Annotated in this window: 14 protein-coding genes and 1 pseudogene; 11 read left to right on the top strand and 4 right to left on the bottom strand. The window is 70.5% G+C overall.

Going from position 1 to position 18,450, the window contains the following annotated elements:
- Positions 1–162: 162 nt before the first annotated feature.
- The 4 genes from SH922_RS10865 (at position 163) to SH922_RS10850 (ending at position 4,798) form a co-directional block, all read left to right on the top strand.
- A complete protein-coding gene (locus tag SH922_RS10865; RefSeq protein WP_393057357.1) occupies positions 163–1,395 on the top strand; it encodes an NADH:flavin oxidoreductase in 1,233 nt (410 codons plus the stop codon).
- Positions 1,396–1,537: 142 nt separating this feature from the next.
- Complete coding sequence (locus SH922_RS10860) at positions 1,538–2,758, top strand: saccharopine dehydrogenase family protein (protein ID WP_393057355.1); 1,221 nt, start codon at positions 1,538–1,540, stop codon at positions 2,756–2,758.
- A 128-nt stretch (positions 2,759–2,886) separates the two neighbouring features.
- Entirely contained in the window at positions 2,887–4,380 is a 1,494-nt protein-coding gene (locus SH922_RS10855; RefSeq protein WP_393057353.1) for an APC family permease, read from the top strand.
- Position 4,381: 1 nt separating this feature from the next.
- Positions 4,382–4,798: a universal stress protein gene (locus SH922_RS10850; protein ID WP_393057351.1), complete on the top strand. Its 417-nt coding sequence runs from the start codon at positions 4,382–4,384 to the stop codon at positions 4,796–4,798.
- Positions 4,799–4,828: 30 nt separating this feature from the next.
- Here SH922_RS10850 and SH922_RS10845 read toward each other — a convergent pair.
- Positions 4,829–5,026: pseudogene (locus SH922_RS10845) on the bottom strand (TetR family transcriptional regulator); the annotation flags it as partial.
- A gap of 236 nt (positions 5,027–5,262) precedes the next feature.
- On the opposite strand from SH922_RS10845, the gene SH922_RS10840 reads away from it, so the two are divergent.
- Positions 5,263–6,054: a putative protein N(5)-glutamine methyltransferase gene (locus SH922_RS10840; protein WP_393057349.1), complete on the top strand. Its 792-nt coding sequence runs from the start codon at positions 5,263–5,265 to the stop codon at positions 6,052–6,054.
- Between the two features lie 49 nt (positions 6,055–6,103).
- Here SH922_RS10840 and SH922_RS10835 read toward each other — a convergent pair whose 3' ends face one another.
- Positions 6,104–6,619 (bottom strand): pyridoxamine 5'-phosphate oxidase family protein, encoded by a 516-nt coding sequence (locus SH922_RS10835; protein ID WP_393057347.1) that lies wholly within the window; start codon positions 6,617–6,619, stop codon positions 6,104–6,106.
- Positions 6,620–6,755: 136 nt separating this feature from the next.
- Between SH922_RS10835 and SH922_RS10830 the strand changes: the two genes are divergently transcribed.
- The gene (locus SH922_RS10830) at positions 6,756–9,746 is read left to right on the top strand and encodes a bifunctional [glutamine synthetase] adenylyltransferase/[glutamine synthetase]-adenylyl-L-tyrosine phosphorylase (protein WP_393057345.1); all 2,991 of its coding nucleotides are present in this window, start codon (positions 6,756–6,758) and stop codon (positions 9,744–9,746) included.
- A gap of 76 nt (positions 9,747–9,822) precedes the next feature.
- On the opposite strand, the gene SH922_RS10825 is transcribed toward SH922_RS10830, so the two are convergent.
- Positions 9,823–10,734: a phosphatase PAP2 family protein gene (locus SH922_RS10825; protein ID WP_393063521.1), complete on the bottom strand. Its 912-nt coding sequence runs from the start codon at positions 10,732–10,734 to the stop codon at positions 9,823–9,825.
- 135 nt (positions 10,735–10,869) lie between these two features.
- Entirely contained in the window at positions 10,870–11,937 is a 1,068-nt protein-coding gene (locus tag SH922_RS10820) for a LacI family DNA-binding transcriptional regulator (protein WP_393057343.1), read from the bottom strand.
- Between the two features lie 382 nt (positions 11,938–12,319).
- Between SH922_RS10820 and SH922_RS10815 the strand changes: the two genes are divergently transcribed.
- The 5 genes from SH922_RS10815 (at position 12,320) to SH922_RS10795 (ending at position 18,396) form a co-directional block, all read left to right on the top strand.
- A complete protein-coding gene (locus SH922_RS10815) occupies positions 12,320–13,597 on the top strand; it encodes an extracellular solute-binding protein (protein ID WP_393057341.1) in 1,278 nt (425 codons plus the stop codon).
- A gap of 21 nt (positions 13,598–13,618) precedes the next feature.
- Complete coding sequence (locus SH922_RS10810) at positions 13,619–14,635, top strand: carbohydrate ABC transporter permease (protein ID WP_393057339.1); 1,017 nt, start codon at positions 13,619–13,621, stop codon at positions 14,633–14,635.
- On the top strand, positions 14,632–15,510 hold the full coding sequence (locus tag SH922_RS10805) for a sugar ABC transporter permease (RefSeq protein WP_393057337.1): 879 nt from the start codon (positions 14,632–14,634) through the stop codon (positions 15,508–15,510). The genes SH922_RS10810 and SH922_RS10805 overlap by 4 nt, the downstream gene beginning before the upstream one ends.
- 106 nt (positions 15,511–15,616) lie before the next feature.
- Positions 15,617–17,344, top strand: a complete 1,728-nt coding sequence (locus SH922_RS10800) for a glycoside hydrolase family 13 protein (RefSeq protein WP_393057335.1) — start codon at positions 15,617–15,619, stop codon at positions 17,342–17,344.
- Positions 17,329–18,396 carry a LacI family DNA-binding transcriptional regulator gene (locus tag SH922_RS10795; RefSeq protein ID WP_393057333.1) on the top strand — a complete coding sequence of 356 codons (1,068 nt, stop codon included), beginning with the start codon at positions 17,329–17,331 and terminating at the stop codon, positions 18,394–18,396. Before SH922_RS10800 ends, SH922_RS10795 begins: the two co-directional genes overlap by 16 nt.
- The last annotated feature ends 54 nt before the right edge of the window (positions 18,397–18,450 follow it).

Genomic DNA, 18,450 nt, shown 5'->3' with positions numbered 1-18,450 from the left:
CCGGGGCCGGCCTGACGGCGTTCCACCCCGCCTGCGACGGCGACGACAGCACGGGGTGACGAGCGGCTCGGGAACGGCGTGGGGCCGGCGCGGGCGGCAAGGGTGTACATCGCCCCCACCCCGCTACTGACTATTCGTCAGATCTCTGCGATGCTCCGCGCCATGGTGGATGGACCGGGAACGACAGGGTCGACGGGAGAGGCGCCCCGGGGCGTCCGGGACGCCCCGGATGTGCTGTCGCCGGCCCGGCTCGGGCCGATCCGGTTGCGTAACCGAGTCATCAAGGCCGCGACCTTCGAGGGCGCCACCCCTGACGCGCTGGTCACCCAGGAGCTCATCGACTACCACCTGCGCCCTGCCGCGGGCGGGGTGGCCATGACCACCGTGGCCTACTGCGCGGTGGCGCCGGAGGGCCGTACCGAGCGCCGGCAGCTGTGGATGCGGCCCGAGGCGCTGCCGGGGCTGCGCAGGCTGACCGAGGCGGTGCACGACACCGGCGCCGCCGTCAGCGCACAGTTGGGTCATGCCGGGCCGGTGGCCGACGGCCGGTCCAACGGGCTGACCTCCCTCGCCCCGATGGCGGGGTTCAACGCGCTGAGCATGCGCCGCAACAAGGCGGCCACCGCCGAGGACATCGACCGTGTCGTCAGGGCCCATGCCGAGGCCGCCCTGCTGGCGGCCGAGGCCGGCTTCGACGCCGTGGAGATACACCTCGGCCACAACTACCTGGCCAGCGCCTTCCTCAGCCCCCGGCTGAACCGCCGCACCGATGCATTCGGCGGCTCACTGCGTGCCCGCGCCGCCGTGGCGCTGGGCATCACCCGGGCGGTGCGCGACGCGCTGGGCGACCGCCTCGCCATCACCGCCAAGCTCAACATGAAGGACGGTGCGCCCGGCGGGCTCACCGTGGACGACAGCCTCCAGGTCGCACGCTGGCTGGAGGCGGACGGCAGCGTCGACGCCCTCGAACTGACGGCGGGCAGCTCGCTGTTGAACCCGATGTACCTGTTCCGGGGCGCCGCCCCCGTCGCCGAGTTCGCGGCCAACTTCCCCCTCCCGCAGCGTCTCGCGATCCGGGCGGTGGGCCGCGGCGTGTTCCGTACGTATCCCTACCGTCCCCTGTATCTGCTCGACTCCGCCCGGCAGTTCCGCGGCGCGCTGGAGCTGCCGTTGATCCTGCTCGGCGGGGTCACCGACCGCGAGGGCATGGACCGCGCCATGGCGGAGGGTTTCGAGTTCGTCGCGATGGCCCGCGCCCTGCTGCGCGAGCCCGACCTGCTGCACCGCATCGGCCGTGACGCCGCCACCCGGTCGCAGTGCATCCACTGCAACCGCTGCATGCCCACCATCTACACGGGGACCCACTGCCCGCTGATCGAGGAACGGGCGCGCTGAGCGGCTCCAGCGGTGCGGTGTTCCGGACACCGCCCGTCCGGTTGCGCGTCCCGGGGTCCTTCGGCTGTTAGCGTCCGCTCTCCACCGGATCGGACGGCTGTGCCGGTGACGCCCCGGCGTCACGGAGAAGGAGTGGTGTCCCATGCGTGTCCTCCTGGTCGGAGCGGGAGGTGTGGGTACGGCGATCACGAGGATCGCGGCCCGCCGGCCGTTCTTCGAGCACATGACGGTCGCCGACTACGACCTCGGACGGGCGGAGAGTGCCGTCGCGGCCCTGGGGGAGCGGGGGGACCGGTTCAGCGCCGCCCGGCTGGATGCCTCGGACCGGGCAGCGGTGCTGGAAGCGCTCGGTGAGCACCGCTGCGACGTCCTGCTCAACGCAACGGACCCCCGTTTCGTGCTGCCGCTGTTCGAGTCGGCCCTCGCCCACGGCGCCCACTACCTCGACATGGCCATGTCCCTGTCCCGGCCGCACCCGGCCCGTCCGTACGAGGAGTGCGGGGTCAAGCTCGGGGACGCGCAGTTCGAACGGGCCGCGGAGTGGGAGGCCGCGGGGCGTCTCGCGCTCGTGGGCATGGGCGTGGAGCCCGGTCTGTCCGACGTGTTCGCCCGGTACGCCTCCGACGAGCTCTTCGACGAGATCGAGGAGATCGGGATCCGTGACGGAGCGAATCTGACGGTGGACGGCTATGACTTCGCGCCGTCCTTCAGTATCTGGACGACCATCGAGGAATGCCTGAACCCGCCGGTCGTGTACGAGCAGGAGCGGGGCTGGTACACCACGGCCCCCTTCAGCGAGCCGGAGGTCTTCGACTTCCCCGACGGCATCGGGCCCGTGGAGTGCGTCAACGTGGAGCACGAGGAAGTGCTCCTGGTCCCGCGATGGCTGAAGGCCCGGAAGGTCACCTTCAAGTACGGGCTCGGCGACGAGTTCATCGGGGTGCTCCGGACCCTCCACCTGCTCGGACTCGACCGGACCGAACCGGTGTCCGTACAGAGCGACCTGGGGCGGGCCGCGGTCTCACCCCGCGACGTGGTCGCCGCCTGCCTGCCCGACCCCGCCGGGCTGGGCGAGCGGATGCACGGCAAGACGTGCGCGGGAACCTGGGTGAAGGGCGTCAAGGACGGCCGGCCGCGGGAGGTGTACCTCTACCACGTCGTCGACAACCAGTGGTCGATGCGGGAGTACGGCTCCCAGGCCGTCGTCTGGCAGACCGCGATCAATCCCGTGGCCGCCCTCGAACTCCTCGCGGGCGGCGTGTGGGGCGGCAGCGGGGTGCTGGGGCCCGAGGCGCTGCCGCCGCGGCCGTTCCTGGATCTGCTGACCGAGTACGGCTCACCGTGGGGCATGCGCGAGCAGTGACCGGTGCGACCGGGTGCGTACATCCGCTGGGCCGTGTGCGTGGCGGACGTGCGGACCCGGAACCGTCTCAATAGCATGTAAAAGGCCCATTCCGCTTCCTCCTCGGGCCCGTGACGTAACGAGGGCACATGGCAGAGGACCTAGCCGAACCAGCGCGGCCGGCGACCCTGAAGGCGAACGCGATCGGCTTCGTCGACGCGCTCGTCATCGGGCTGAACGCCACCTCCCCGGCCTACTCCGTGGCGGCGGTCATCGGGCCGATCGTCGCGCTCGTCGGTATCTACGCACCCGGAGTGCTCTTCGCCTCCTTCGTGCCGATGCTCTTCATCGCCTCGGCGTTCTACTACCTGAACAAGGTCGATCAGGACTGCGGGACGACGTTCTCCTGGGTCACCCGCGCGATGGGACCGTGGACCGGGTGGCTGGGGGGATGGGCCATCACGATGACCGGTGTGCTGGTCGTCGGGTCCCTCGCGGACGTCGCCGTCAGCTTCGGCCTGCTGGCCGTCGGCCTCGACAGCTGGGCCGACAACACCTTCGTGCGCGAGCTGCTCACCGTCATCCTGATCCTGGTGATGACGGGCCTGTGCGTCATCGGCACCGAGCTGTCGGCCAAGGTGCAGAACGTGCTGATCCTGGCGCAGGTGGCCTTCCTCATCGTCTTCGTGATCGTCGCGCTGTACCGCGTCTACGCGGGCACGACATCGTTCGATTCCATCCGTCCCTCGGCCGAGTGGCTCAACCCCTTCGGGGCGGGCGGTGCGGCCCTCACCAGCGGTCTGCTGCTGGGCGTGTTCATCTACTGGGGCTGGGAATCCGCCGTCAACCTCACCGAGGAGGTCGAGGACTCAGCGACCGCCCCCGGCAAGGCGGGTGTGTGGTCGACCGTCATCCTGCTGGTGACGTATCTGTCCGTCGGCTTCGCTGTCGTCGCGTTCGCCGGAACGGCGTACCTGGCCGAGAACGCCGACGAGGAGGAGTTCATCTTCGCCCTGCTCGCCCGCGAGGTCATGGGCGGCTGGGACTGGATCGTGCTGCTCGCGGTCGCGACGTCCGCGCTCGCCTCGACCCAGACAACCATCATTCCCGCCTCCCGCACCGCGCTGTCGATGGCCCGCAGGTATGCGCTGCCGGCGCACTTCGCCCGTATCAATCCGCGGTTCCGGACACCTGACGTGAGCACCTGGTGGGTGGCCGCCATCGCCATCGCCTGGTATCTCGTCGTCAACCAGATCAGCGAGAACGCCCTGTTCGACTCACTGACGGCGCTGTCCCTGCTCATCGCCTTCTACTACGCGCTGACCGGTGTGGCCTGTGCGGTCTACTACCGCCACCATCTGACCGACAGCGTACGGAGCTTCCTGCTCATCGGCCTTGCCCCGCTGATCGGATCCGGTCTGCTGACCTGGCTGCTCGTGCGGTCCGTCATCGACATGTCGGACCCGGCGAACTCCTACAGCGGCACTTCGTGGTTCGGCCTCGGCCCGCCGCTCGTCATCGGCATCTGCATCAGCCTGATCGGTGTGGTGCTCATGGTGGTGTGGCGGTTCCGGTCGCCCCTCTTCTGGGCCGAGCGCCGCGGTGTGGTCGACCCCGGCCTCGTGCACGGCAAGGAGTCCTGACATGTCCGTGGTCCTCGGCTACGACGAGTCACCCGGCGCGGCACGTGCTCTGCGCATCGCGATCGAGGTGGCCGCCGCATACGGCGAGCCGCTGGTCCTGGTCTACGGGGCGGCGCCGCCCGGCCCAGCCGGCGAGGAGTACCGGGCTCACTACGAAGCCGTCCGTCAGGCAGGCCGTTCGGGCCTCGAGCGCGCGGTCGCGGCGGCCGACGAGGCGGGCGTGCCGGCCACCGTCGAGGTGATCGACCGGAGTCCGGCGCAGGCCCTGATCGAGGCCGCCGCACGTCACGGGGCCCGGGTCATCGTGGTGGGCAGCTGGGGCGAGAGCCCGATCCGCGGGGCGCTGCTCGGCTCCACCCCGCACAAGCTCCTCCACCTGTCGACCGTGCCGGTGCTCTGCGTGCCGACGGAGGACTGAGGCGGGGTGGGCGGTCACGCCCACCCCGCCTCAGGCGAAGCTCCGTCCGATCTCGTCCAGGATCTCGTCGGTCACTTCGATCGGCTCCCGGGCCAGCTCCTCCTCGATCCACATGCGCATCGCGATCCGCAGCGAGGAGAGGAACACCGCGGCGAGGACCAGAGGGCGGACCGGCTCCGTCGAGTGGGCCGGGCGGGCGGCCACGGCCTCGGTCAAGTCGCGCTCCAGCCCGTAGTCCCACAGAGCGCTCCATGACGGTCATCATCCGTGGCAGGGCAGGCGGGTGGGACCGGACCGGAGCCGGGCTGAGGTAGTGTTTCGCATCCCCGCACGGGGACGTACCGAAGGAGGTGGGACCCATTACCGCTGTATCAGGCTGGGTGCTCGCCTCACACGATCGCGTGGTCGACCGGACGTAACCGGTCGCGGAGCACCCATCGGCGTTTTCCGAAAGGCTCCGCTCCATGCCGGTCCCGCTGTCACCCCTCGCTCTCTCCTCTCTCGTCACCACCCTTCGCTCCGCCGGCTGTGTATTCGCCGAGGACGAGGCGGATCTGATCGCCGCCACCGCGGCCGGTCCCGTCGAACTCACCGCCATGGTGGAACGCCGCGTCGCCGGCCATCCGCTGGAACATGTCCTCGGCTGGGCCGAGTTCAGCGGTCTGCGGATCTCCGTGGACCCCGGGGTCTTCGTCCCCCGCCGCCGCACCGAGTTCCTGATCCGCCAGGCCGCGGAACTGGCCCCGCGGCCGGCCGTCGTGGTCGACCTCTGCTGCGGATCGGGCGCCCTCGGTGCCGCACTCGCCGCCGCGCTGGACGACGTCGAGCTGCACGCCGCCGACGTGGAACCCGCGGCGGTCCGCTGTGCCCGGCGCAATGTCGGCGACCTGGGCCGGGTCTACGAGGGCGACCTCTTCGTGCCGCTGCCCGGCTCCCTGCGCGGGCGTGTCGACGTGCTCCTCGCCAACGTGCCGTACGTACCGACCGGCGACGTCGCCCTGCTGCCCGCCGAGGCGCGCGTCCATGAACCCCTCGTCGCCCTCGACGGAGGCGGCGACGGCCTCGATGTGATGAGACGGGTGGCCGCCGAGGCACCGCAGTGGCTCACACCGGGCGGCAGCCTGCTGGTCGAGACCAGCGAACGTCAGGCGGTGCGGGCCGAGGAGGCCGTGGGCAGCAGCGGGCTCGTCCCGCGGGTGGTCACCTCCGACGAGTGGTACGCCACCGTCGTCATCGGGACCCTGCCGGCCGGTTGAGCGGACACACCGAACGGGCCCGTACGCCGGGCCCGTTCGGTCCCTCCGCTCAGACGAAGCGCCACCGGGTCTGCGTGAACGGATCGCCCTTGCCGAAGCCGAAGACAGTCCGCGGGGACACCGCGAAGACCTCGGCCCGGTTGCCGAGCGAGCCCACGAACGCGCCGTCCGCCACGTCGAAGTGCCAGACGGGGCCGTACTTCGTCTCCCACTCCTGTGCCAGCCCAGCCAGCCTGTCCCCGTCCGTCACCCGCTCGGCCCGGCCCTCGACCACCACGTCGAACCCGTCCGACCAGGAATTGGTCCCGGTCGTCAGGACGACCTCGTCGTTCGCCGCCAGATTGCGGGCCTTGCGTTCCTCGGCGCCCGTACAGAAGTGCAGCGCGCCCTGCGACCAGACACCGATCAGCGGCGTGACGTGCGGGCGGCCGTCCGGGCGGACCGTGCTCAGCCAGTACAGCTCGGCATCGGTCAGCAGCCGCCGTGCGTCGGCCCAGGCGCCCGGGGCCGCATCGGGGCTGCTGTAGCGGGGATCCAGCTCGGTGACGGGTTCTGATGCGGACATGGTCGGGCCTCCTGGTCGGGTCCTGAAAGCGATCCTGCCTACGAAGTACGGACTGCGCACCCGCTCCGCATTCATCGGTGCAGGACTAGGCTCGTAGAACTGGGTGGTGATCGGGCGGCGAGCAGGAGAGCGCGGAATGACGACGTTGCCGGGGCGCAGGAGCAGTACGTTCACCCGACTGCTGCGGCACGGTTTCACCGATCCGTCCGCCGCCGAGCGGCTGCTCGACCTGCCCGACCTGTCCTCCGTACGCTCCGACCCCGTCCTCCTCGAAGCCCTCGGGGCCACCGCCGACCCCGATCTGGCGCTGCGCGGCCTCGTCCGGCTCGTCGAGGCCGAGGAGGCCGAGGAGCGGCAGATCCTGCTGGACACCCTCGTCACCGCCAAACCCCTGCGGGACCGGCTCCTCGGGGTGCTCGGGGCGTCGGAGGCCCTCGGTGACCACCTGGCCAGGCACCCGCGCGACTGGCAGGCCCTCGTCACGTACGAGGCGGCCGATCTGCACCCCGGGGTCCCCGAGTTCGAACGCGAGCTGGCCGGGGCCGACGACCCGGACTCGTTGCGCGTCGCCTACCGCAGGTGCCTGCTGTCGATAGCGGCACGTGACGTGTGCGGTACGACGGACGTCGCCGAGACGGCCGCCGAGCTGGCCGACCTGGCCACCGCGACGCTCCGGGCCGCGCTCGCCGTCGCGCGTTCGGCCACGCCCGCCGACGCCGCACAGTGCCGGCTCGCCGTCATCGCGATGGGCAAGTGCGGCGGGCACGAGCTGAACTACGTCTCCGACGTCGACGTCATCTTCGTGGCGGAACCCCTCGACGGCGCCGAGGAGAGCGCGGCCATGCGGGCCGCCACCCGGCTGGCCGCGCACATGATGCGGATCTGTTCCGACACGACCGTAGAGGGCACCATCTGGCCCGTCGACGCCAACCTCCGGCCCGAAGGCCGCAACGGGCCGCTGGTGCGCACGCTCAGCTCGCACCTCGCCTACTACCAGCGCTGGGCCAAGACCTGGGAGTTCCAGGCACTCCTCAAGGCCCGGCCGGTGGCCGGTGACCCCGAGCTGGGCGCCGAGTACGTCGAGGCCGTCTCGCCGCTGGTCTGGCAGGCCGCCGACCGCGAGAACTTCGTGCCCGACGTGCAGAAGATGCGTCGCCGCGTCGTCGACACCATCCCCGCCGACCGGGTCGACCGCGAGATCAAGCTCGGTCCCGGCGGACTGCGGGACGTCGAGTTCGCCGTCCAGCTGCTCCAGCTGGTGCACGGCCGCAGCGACGCCACCCTGCGCAGCGGATCGACCCTGGAGGCGCTGGGCGCGCTCGCCGAGGGCGGTTACGTGGGACGGGTGGACGCCGCCCAGCTGGACGACGCCTACCGCTTCCTGCGCGCCATGGAGCACCGCATCCAGCTCTACCGGCTGCGCCGGACCCACCTGGTCCCGGTCGACGAGCCGGACCTGCGGCGGCTCGGACGCTCCCTCGGTATGCGCACCGACCCCATCGCCGAGCTGAACCAGGCCTGGAAGCGGCACGCGTCCGTGGTGCGGCGGCTGCACGAGAAGCTGTTCTACCGGCCGCTGCTCGACGCCGTCGCCCAGCTCGCGCCCGGCGAGTCCCGGCTCAGCGCGAAGGCCGCCGCACACCGTCTCGAAGCCCTCGGATACGAGGACCCGGCGGCCGCACTGCGGCATCTGGAGGCCTTGTCGTCCGGAGTGTCGCGCAAGGCCGCCATCCAGCGCACGCTGCTGCCGGTGCTGCTCGGCTGGTTCGCGGACTCCGCCGACCCGGACGCCGGACTCCTCGGCTTCCGCAAGGTGTCCGACGCGCTCGGCAAGACCCCGTGGTACCTGCGGCTCCTGCGGGACGAGGGCGCGGCCGCGGAGAACCTCGCCCGGGTCCTGTCGGCCGGCCGCCTCGCCCCCGACCTGCTGCTGCGCGCCCCCGAGGCGGTGGCGATCCTCGGCGACCCGCAGGGGCTGAAGCCGCGCAGCCGGGACGCTCTGGAGCAGGAGGCGCTGGCCGCGGTGGGACGGGCGGAGGACGCCGAGTCGGCGGTTGCGGTGGTGCGCGGGGTGCGCCGGCGCGAGCTGTTCCGTACGACGTCCGCCGATCTCATCGGCTCCTACGGCACCGAGGACAGCCCCGCCGAAGCGGACCCCGGGGCGCTCGTCGACCGGGTCGGCAGCGCCGTCACCGATCTGAACGCCGTCACGATCGCCGGGGCGCTGCGCGCCGCCGTCCGCGCGGAATGGGGCGACACCCTGCCCACCCGGTTCGCGGTGATCGGCATGGGCCGCTTCGGCGGCCACGAGCTCGGATACGGCTCCGACGCGGACGTCCTGTTCGTGCACGCGCCCCGGGAAGGCGTCGACGAGCAGGAGGCGAGCCGGGCCGCGAACCGGGTGGTCACCGAGATGCGACGGCTGCTCCAGCTGCCCACCGCCGACCCGCCGCTGCTCATCGACGCGGACCTGCGCCCCGAGGGCAAGAGTGGGCCGCTGGTGCGCACGCTGAAGTCGTACGAGGCGTACTACCGGCGCTGGTCGCTGGTCTGGGAGAGCCAGGCCCTGCTGCGCGCCCAGCCGATGGCGGGCGACATCGACCTGGGCCGTGACTTCATCGAGCTCATCGACCCGCTGCGGTATCCGATGGAGGGACTGGGCGAGGACGCGGTCCGGGAGATCCGGCGGCTGAAGGCCCGGATGGAGTCCGAGCGGCTGCCGCGCGGCGCGGACGCGACCCTCCACACCAAGCTGGGCCGGGGTGGGCTGAGCGACGTGGAGTGGACGGTCCAGCTGATGCAGATGCAGCACGGCTGGGCGGAGCCCGGGCTGCGCACCACCCGGACCAGGGAGGCGCTGGCCGCGGCATGCGCGGCGGAGCTGATCTCCGGCGAGGACGCGCAGACGCTGGACGAGGCGTGGGTGCTGGCGACGCGGGTCCGCAACGCGGTGATGCTGGTGCGCGGCCGGCCGGCCGACACGTTCCCCTCCGGGCCGCGGGAGCTGACCGCGGTGGGGCGGTATCTGGGGTACGAGCCCGGGCACGTCGGGGACATGCTGGACGACTACCGGCGGATCACGCGGAGGGCTCGGGCGGTGGTGGAGGAGCGGTTCTACGGGGCGTGAGGCGGTGCGGCGCGATGTGGGGCGTGAGGCGGTGCGGCGCGCGGGTGGTGCGGGGCTCCGCCCCGGACCCCGCACCTCAATCGCCGGAGGGGCTTGAGACGGCTGCCTTCTGGGCGCGCGGGCGCCTCGTCACCGCGGCCAGGCGCGGGCGGCGGGTGGGTTTCGGGGGAATCAGCCTCGGCAGGTGGTGCGGCAGCGCGCCGTACCAGGCGTACGACACCGCGTAACCGAAGGCCAGGCACGCCATGCCGCCCACCGCGTCCAGCCAGAAGTGGTTCGCGGTCGCCACGATCACGATCAGGGTCACCGTCGGGTAGAGCAGGCCCAGGATGCGCGCCCACGGGGCGGAGGCCAGCGCGAAGACGGTCAGGCCGCACCACAGCGACCAGCCGATGTGCATCGACGGCATCGCCGCGTACTGGTTCGACATCTGCTTGAAGTTGCCCGAAGCCATCGAACCCCAGGTCTGGTGGACCATGACCGTGTCGATGAAGTTGCCGCCGTTCATCAGCCGGGGCGGGGCCAGTGGGTACAGGTAGTAGCCGAGCAGAGCCACCGCCGTGGTCGCGAACAGCGCCAGGCGGGCTGGTGCGTAACGGCCGGGGTGGCGGCGGAACAGCCAGATGAGCACACCGATGGTGACGACGAAGTGCAGGGTCGCGTAGTAGTAGTTCATCGACACGATCAGCCATGTCACCGAGTCGACCGCGTGGTTGACCGACTGCTCCACAGCGATCCCCAGGAACCGCTCGACCGACCAGAGCCAGTCCGCGTTGGCCAGGGCCGCCGTCTTCTGTTCCGGGACGGCGTTTCGCACCAGCGAGTACAGCCAGTAACTGACCGCGATCAGCAGGATTTCGAACCAGATGCGTGGCCGTCGTGGCGACCGTGGCGAGCGGAGTCCGGCCAGACCGCGGTCGAGCAGTCTGCCGATCCGGTTCGCGTCGCCGTTCTGCTTCGCATTCGCCTCGGGAGCCGCCTCGTTCACGATGGGTGACGGGGTGGCCTCCGTGCGGCCTTCCTGTGGTTTCACGCTCAATTCACCCATAGGCACAGAGTCTGCCAGATTTGCCCCCTCCGCCTGATGATCCTCCGGTCGGGAGCGGGTTGCACGTCCTGCGGGCTACGAACGCACGTGGGATCCTGGGACGGCCGGGGCGGTGGCGGCCGCGCCGGGGCCGGGGCCTGCGGCTGTCGAACCGCGCACGACCAGTTCCGGCATGAAGACGAACTCACTGTGCGGGGCGGGCGTGCCGCCGATCTCCTCCAGGAGCGTGCGCACCGCGGCCTGCCCCATCGCCGTCACCGGCTGCCGGATCGTGGTCAGCGGCGGATCGGTGAACGCTATGAGCGGAGAGTCGTCGTAGCCGACCACCGAAAGGTCGCGCGGTACGTCCCTGGAGAGCCGGCGTGCGGCGCGGATCGCACCGAGCGCCATCATGTCGCTCGCGCACACCACCGCCGTGCAGCCCCGCTCCATCAGCGCCGAGGCGGCCGCCTGGCCGCCCTCCAGCGTGTACAGAGAGTGCTGGATCAGTTCCTCCACCTCGTCCGCGGTGAGGTTCAACTGCTCCTGCATCGTGGCGTGGAAGCCCTCGATCTTGCGGAGTACGGGAACGAAGCGCTTCGGGCCGACCGCCAGACCGATCCGGGTGTGGCCCAGCGACACCAGGTGCGTCACGGCGAGTCGCATGGCGGCCCGGTCGTCCGGTGAGATGAACGGCGCCTGCACCTTGGGGGAGAAGCCGTTGACGAGTACGAAGGGGACGCCCTGGGCGCGCAGTTGTTCGTAGCGCTGCATGTCGGCCGAGGTGTCGGCATGCAGTCCGGAGACGAAGATGATGCCGGAGACGCCCCGGTCGACCAGCATCTCCGTGAGCTCGTCCTCGGTGGAGCCGCCTGGCGTCTGGGTCGCCAGCACCGGGGTGTAGCCCTGCCGTGTCAGCGCCTGGCCGATGACCTGGGCGAGCGCCGGGAAGATGGGGTTCTCCAGCTCGGGCGTGATCAGGCCGACGAGTCCCGCGCTGCGCCTGCGCAGACGTACGGGTCGTTCGTAGCCGAGGACGTCGAGCGCGGCAAGGACGGATTCGCGGGTGGCCGCAGCGACACCGGGCTTGCCGTTCAGTACACGGCTGACCGTCGCTTCGCTGACCCCCGCCTGAGTTGCGATATCGGCAAGCCGTGCGGTCATGGGACTGGACTGTACCGGGCGTGGGTCGGATTGCCCACCATGGGCAGGAATCGGGCGACAGCGCCCGCGCGGGCCCTCGCGCGCACGGGCAGGAGTGGGCACCCCAGGGCCCCGCAGCAATGTTTTGCAAGGTCTTGCGGGGCGGGTCTTGCGGGTTGCGGTCGGATCGTCGCACTGCGGAATCAGGCGTGGTGGCCTGCTGCTGCCAGGGGTCAGGTGCTCCCGTCAAGAGGCTTGACGGCAACCGTGAGGACACGCGAATGTAACGATCGCCGAAGCTTGCAGAAATCTTCCGCAAACTCTTTCGGCCGTCTTTCATCCTTGTTACGTTCACGTCGACCCGGCGCCGCGACGGAGCGGTACGGCAGTTGAAGGAGTTCAGATGCGACGTGGCATAACGGCCACCGCCCTGGTCGCGGCCCTGGCGCTCGCGGCGACCGCTTGCGGCAGCGATGACGACAGTTCCGACGGCACCTCCAAGAGCTCGGGCGAGCTCTCCGGCACCGTGACGTGGTGGGACACCTCCACCGCGGGCAGCGAGGACAAGGTCTTCAAGAAGATCGCCGAGGGCTTCGAGAAGGAGCACCCGAAGGTCGACGTCAAGTACGTCAACGTGCCTTTCGGTGATGCCCAGAACAAGTTCAAGAACGCCGCGCAGGCCGGCTCCGGCGCCCCCGACGTGATCCGCTCCGAGGTCGCCTGGACCCCCGAGTTCGCGGACCTCGGCTACCTCGCCCCGCTGGACGGCACCGCCGCCCTGGTGAAGCAGGACGACTTCCTGAAGCAGGCCGCGGCGTCCACCAAGTACAAGGACAAGACGTACGCGGTGCCGCAGGTCATCGACTCCATGGGCATCTTCTACAACAAGAAGATCTTCAAGGCGGCCGGCGTCGAGGTTCCGAAGTCGATCGACGAGCTGAAGACCGTCTCGAAGAAGATCAAGGAGAAGACCGGCAAGACCGGCCTCTACCTGCGCGGCGACGACGCGTACTGGTTCCTGTCCTTCCTGTACGGCGAGGGCGGCGACATGGTCAACGCCGCAGACAAGTCCGTCACCATCGACAACGCGGCCGGCGTCAAGGCCATGACGGTCGTCAAGGACCTCGTCGACTCCGGTACCGCGAAGACCGACGCGACGGACGGCTGGGAGAACATGCAGTCGTCCTTCAAGGACGGCGACGTCGCGATGATGATCAACGGCCCGTGGGCCGTCGCCGACACGTACGCCGGCAAGGAGTTCAAGGACAAGACGAACCTGGGCGTCGCCCCGGTCCCGGCCGGCTCCGCCGCGCAGGGTGCCCCGCAGGGCGGTCACAACCTGGCCGTCTACGCCGGTTCCAAGAACCTCGACGCCTCCTACGCCTTCGTCGACTACATGACCTCCGTCAAGACGCAGGCCCAGGTCACCAAGGAGCTCAACCTCCTGCCGACCCGCACCTCCGCCTACGCCGAGGAGGCCGTTGTCGACAACGAGATCGTCGGCTTCTTCAAGCCGGTCGTCGAGAGCGCCGTCGAGCGCCCCTGGATCCCGGAGACCGGCAGCCTGTTCGCGCCGCTCGTCACCGAGTACACCAAGGTCCTCACCGGCCAGACCTCTCCGGAGAAGGCCGTCAAGACGACCGGCGACTCCTACCGCAAGCTCCTCAAGGGCTGGAAGTAACACAGGAAGGCAGGCCGACTGATGGCTGTCCACACCAGCCAGTCGGTGGCGAAGGCCGCGGGCGACGACGTCGCCCGCGGCCGGAGCCGCGGTACTGGTAACCCACCACCCCCGAGCAGGCTCCGGCGGGCTCTGTCGACCCACTGGTACGCCTGGACCATGGTCGCCCCGGTCGTCATCGTGATCGGCGTGATCATCGGGTATCCGCTGGTCCGCGGCATCTACCTGTCGCTGACCGACGCCAACGAGCGCAACGTCGCGCGGTCCATCGGTGTCAACCACCTGCCCGCCACGTACAAGTTCGTGGGCGTGGACAACTACACCGACGCGCTCACCGGCGACCAGTTCCTCGGCACGCTCGGGTGGACCCTGGTGTGGACGGTCTCCTGCGTGGCCATCACCTTCACCCTCGGCATGGCGCTCGCGAACATCCTCAACCGCAGGATCGCCGGGCGTTCCGCCTACCGGATGGCACTCATCCTGCCCTGGGCCATCCCCGGCTTCGTCTCCGTCTTCGCCTGGCGCTTCCTCTACAACGAGGACCGCGGGCTGCTCAACAAGATCCTCTCCGGCGGCGGCTTCGACGGCATCCCCTGGCTCGACGACCCCACCTGGGCGAAGATCTCCGTCATCGCCGTCAACGTGTGGCTCGGTGTGCCGTTCATGATGGTCGCCCTCCTCGGCGGCCTGCAGTCCATCCCCAGCGAGCACTACGAGGCCGCCGAGATGGACGGCGCCACCGCCTGGCAGCGCTTCCGCCACATCACGCTGCCCGGACTGCGGCCGGTCTCCACGACCGTGATCCTGCTCTCCACCATCTGGACCTTCAACATGTTCCCGGTGATCTTCCTGCTGACCGGCGGCGGGCCCGGCGACGCCACTCAGATCCTGGTGACGCAGGCGTACAAGTTCTCCTTCGAGATCAGCCCGCGCGACTTCGCGCAGTCCTCCACGTGGGGCGTGCTGATCCTCGTACTCCTGATGCTCTTCGCCGCCGTGTACCGGCGAGTCCTCCGCACCCAGGGAGACGACTGGTGACCACCGCACCCACCTCCGCCGCGCGGCACTCCGCGCCCAAGGTCCGGGCGCGCGGCGAGCGTTCGCCCCTGGCCTCCACCGCACTGCATCTGACGCTGATCGTCGCGTCCGTGGTCGCGATCTTTCCCGTGCTCTGGGTTCTGCTCACCTCGCTGAAGCCCGCCGAGTTCGCGACCACCACGGACTTCTTCAAAGAGACGACCTTCGAGAACTACACGAACCTGCTTCAGAACACGAAGTTCCTGACCTGGTTCGGCAACTCGGTGGTCGTCGCGGGGCTCACCACGCTCCTCGGCGTGTTCGTCTCCGCCTCCACCGGTTACGCCGTCAGCCGCTTCCGCTTCCCCGGCAAGCGCGGACTGATGTGGACGCTGCTGATCACCCAGATGTTCCCGGTCGCCGTCCTCATCGTGCCGATCTACAACATCATGGCGAGCATGGGGCTGCTGAATAAGCCGGCTGGTCTGGTCATCACCTACCTCACCATCTCGGTGCCGTTCTGCGCCTGGATGATGAAGGGCTTCTTCGACACGATCCCGCGCGAGATCGACGAGTCGGGCCAGGTCGACGGCCTCACCCCGTTCGGCACGTTCTGGCGGCTCATCCTGCCGCTGGCCAAGCCCGGCCTCGCCGTCACCGCGTTCTACTCCTTCATCACCGCCTGGGGCGAGGTGGCGTACGCCTCCGCCTTCATGGTCGGCGAGGACAACCTCACGCTCGCGGGCGGACTGCAGCTGTTCGTCAACCGGTACGGGGCCCAGTGGGGCCCGATGACCGCCGCGTCCGTGCTCATCGCGATACCCGCGGCCCTGGTCTTCCTGTTCGCGCAGAAGCACCTCGTCACCGGCATGTCCGCCGGAGCCGTCAAGGGCTGAGGTCCGCAGCAGCACGGCCGTACGACCCGCACGCACCAGTCACGGTGGCGCCGGCATCCCGACCCGGTCCCGGCGCCACTCCCCACCCAGACACCCCAGGGACGACATGACCCAGCACCTCGCTGCCCCCTCCACCGGCACGTCCGACGATGCCCCGGGCCACCGCACCGGCTGGTGGCAGGACGCGGTGATCTACCAGGTCTATCCGCGCAGCTTCGCCGACGGCAACGGCGACGGCATGGGCGATCTCGCAGGCGTCACCGCCCGGCTCCCGTACCTCAGAGACCTCGGCGTCGACGCGGTGTGGCTCAGCCCCTTCTACGCCTCCCCGCAGGCCGACGCGGGCTACGACGTCGCCGACTACCGGGCCATCGACCCGATGTTCGGCACCCTGCTGGACGCCGACGCCCTGATCCGGGACGCCCACGACCTGGGCCTGCGGATCATCGTCGACCTGGTGCCCAACCACTCCTCCGACCAGCACGAGTGGTTCAAGCGTGCGCTCGCCGAGGGCCCCGGCTCCGCCCTGCGCGAGCGCTACCACTTCCGCCCCGGCAAGGGTGCCGACGGTGAACTCCCGCCCAACGACTGGGAGTCCATCTTCGGCGGACCGGCCTGGACCCGGACCACCGACCCGGACGGTACGCCCGGCGAGTGGTACCTCCACCTCTTCGCGCCCGAGCAGCCCGACTTCAACTGGGAACACCCGGCCGTCGCCGACGAGTTCCGCTCGATCCTGCGCTTCTGGCTCGACATGGGCGTCGACGGCTTCCGGGTCGACGTCGCGCACGGTCTCGTCAAGGCCGAGGGGCTGCCCGACCTGGGCGCGCACGACCAGCTGAAGCTGCTCGGAAACGATGTCATGCCGTTCTTCGACCAGGACGGTGTGCACGAGATCTACCGCAGCTGGCGCACCATCCTCGACGAGTACCCCGACACCATGGGGCCCGAAGGGCCTTCGTCAGAGGGGCGGCGGCGGGCGACTGGCGGGCGTATCGCGGTGGCCGAGGCGTGGACCCCGACCGTCGAGCGCACCGCCAACTACGTGCGCCCCGACGAGATGCACCAGGCCTTCAACTTCCAGTACCTGTCGACCGCCTGGGACGCGGCCGAGCTGCGCACGGTCATCGACACCTCGCTGAACGCCATGCGTCCGGTCGGCGCCCCCACCACCTGGGTGCTCTCCAACCACGACGTCACCCGGCACGCGACCCGGTTCGCCAACCCGGCCGGCCTCGGCACCCAGATCCGCACCGCGGGCGACCGCGAGCTGGGCCTGCGCCGGGCCCGCGCGGCCAGCCTGCTGATGCTGGCGCTGCCCGGCTCCGCCTACGTCTACCAGGGCGAGGAGCTCGGCCTGCCCGACGTCACCGACCTGCCCGACGAGGCCCGCCAGGACCCGTCGTTCTTCCGGGCCGAGGGCCAGGACGGCTTCCGCGACGGCTGCCGCGTGCCGATCCCGTGGACCCGTGAGGGCAGCTCGTACGGCTTCGGCGACGGCGGCAGCTGGCTGCCGCAGCCCACCGGCTGGGGCGAGCTGAGCATCGAGGCCCAGACCGGCGCGGCAGGCTCCACCCTGGAGCTGTACCGGGCCGCGATCGCCGCCCGCCGGGTGCACCCCGGGCTCGGCGCCGGAACCGAGGTGGAGTGGCTGGACGCCCCCGAGGGCGTACTGGTCTTCGCCCGCCCCGGCTTCGTCTGCACCGTCAACACGACGGGCGCCCCGGTCCGCGTCCCCGTGCGCGGCACCGTCCTGCTGTCCAGCACCCCGGTCCACGCCGACGGCGCCGAGATCGAGCTGCCGGCGGACACCACGGTGTGGTGGACGGTGTGAGTGTTCCCCTGCCGCGAGGCCCCGGCACGGGCGGCGCGCTGAGACTGTCGGACATCGCCGGCCAGGCGTCCGTCAGCGAGGCGACCGTCAGCCGGGTGCTCAACGGCAAGCCGGGCGTCGCGGACACCACGCGTCAGCGGGTGCTCGCGGCGCTCGACATCCTGGGCTACGAACGTCCCGTACGGCTGCGGCAGCGCAGCGCCGGGCTGATCGGACTGGTGACGCCCGAGCTCACCAACCCGATCTTCCCGGCGTTCGCGCAGTCGGTCGAACAGGTCCTGGCGGGCCACGGCTACACGCCGGTGCTCTGTACCCAGCTGCCCGGCGGCGCCACGGAGGACGAGCTCGTCGAGCAGCTCGTCGAACGCGGCGTCGGCGGCATCGTGTTCCTCTCCGGACTGCACGCCGACACCTCGGCCGACCCGGCGCGCTACGCCGCGCTGACCGACCGCGGCGTGCCGTTCGTACTGATCAACGGCTACAACGAGCGGATCAGCGCCCCGTTCGTCTCGCCCGATGACAACGCTGCCGTGCGGATGGCCGTGGGGCATCTCTCCGAACTCGGCCACCGCCGGGTCGGTCTGGCCATCGGACCGCAGCGCTACGTGCCCTCCCGCCGCAAGCGGGACGGGTTCGTGGACGCTGCGGTCTCGTTGCTGGGCCTGGACCGCGCCGACGCCGAAACCCTGGTCTGCTCCACGCTGTTCAGCGTCGAGGGCGGTCAGGTGGCGGCCGGTGCACTGCTGGACCAGGGCTGCACGGGCATCGTCTGCGGCAGCGACCTGATGGCGCTGGGCGTGGTGCGTGCCGCCCGGGACCGCGGACTCGACGTGCCGCGCGACGTGTCCGTGGTCGGGTTCGACGACTCGCAGCTCATCGCGTTCACCGACCCGCCGCTGACCACGGTGCGCCAGCCCGTGCAGGCGATGGCGGCGGCCGCGGTGGGCGCGCTGCTGGAGGAGATCGGCGGAAGTCCCGTGCAGCGCACGGAGTACGTCTTCCAGCCGGAGCTGGTGGTACGGGGGTCCACGGCGGCGCTGCGCAGCGTGTGAACGGGCGCGGAGACGGGGCCGGGTCCGGAGGGGGGACCCGGCCCCGTCTCGCGT

It is taken from the genome of Streptomyces sp. LN549 (assembly GCF_043203805.1).
Lineage (GTDB): Bacteria > Actinomycetota > Actinomycetes > Streptomycetales > Streptomycetaceae > Streptomyces.
Note: the sequence above shows the minus strand (reverse complement) of the source record. Positions and strands in the feature narration are given on the sequence as shown.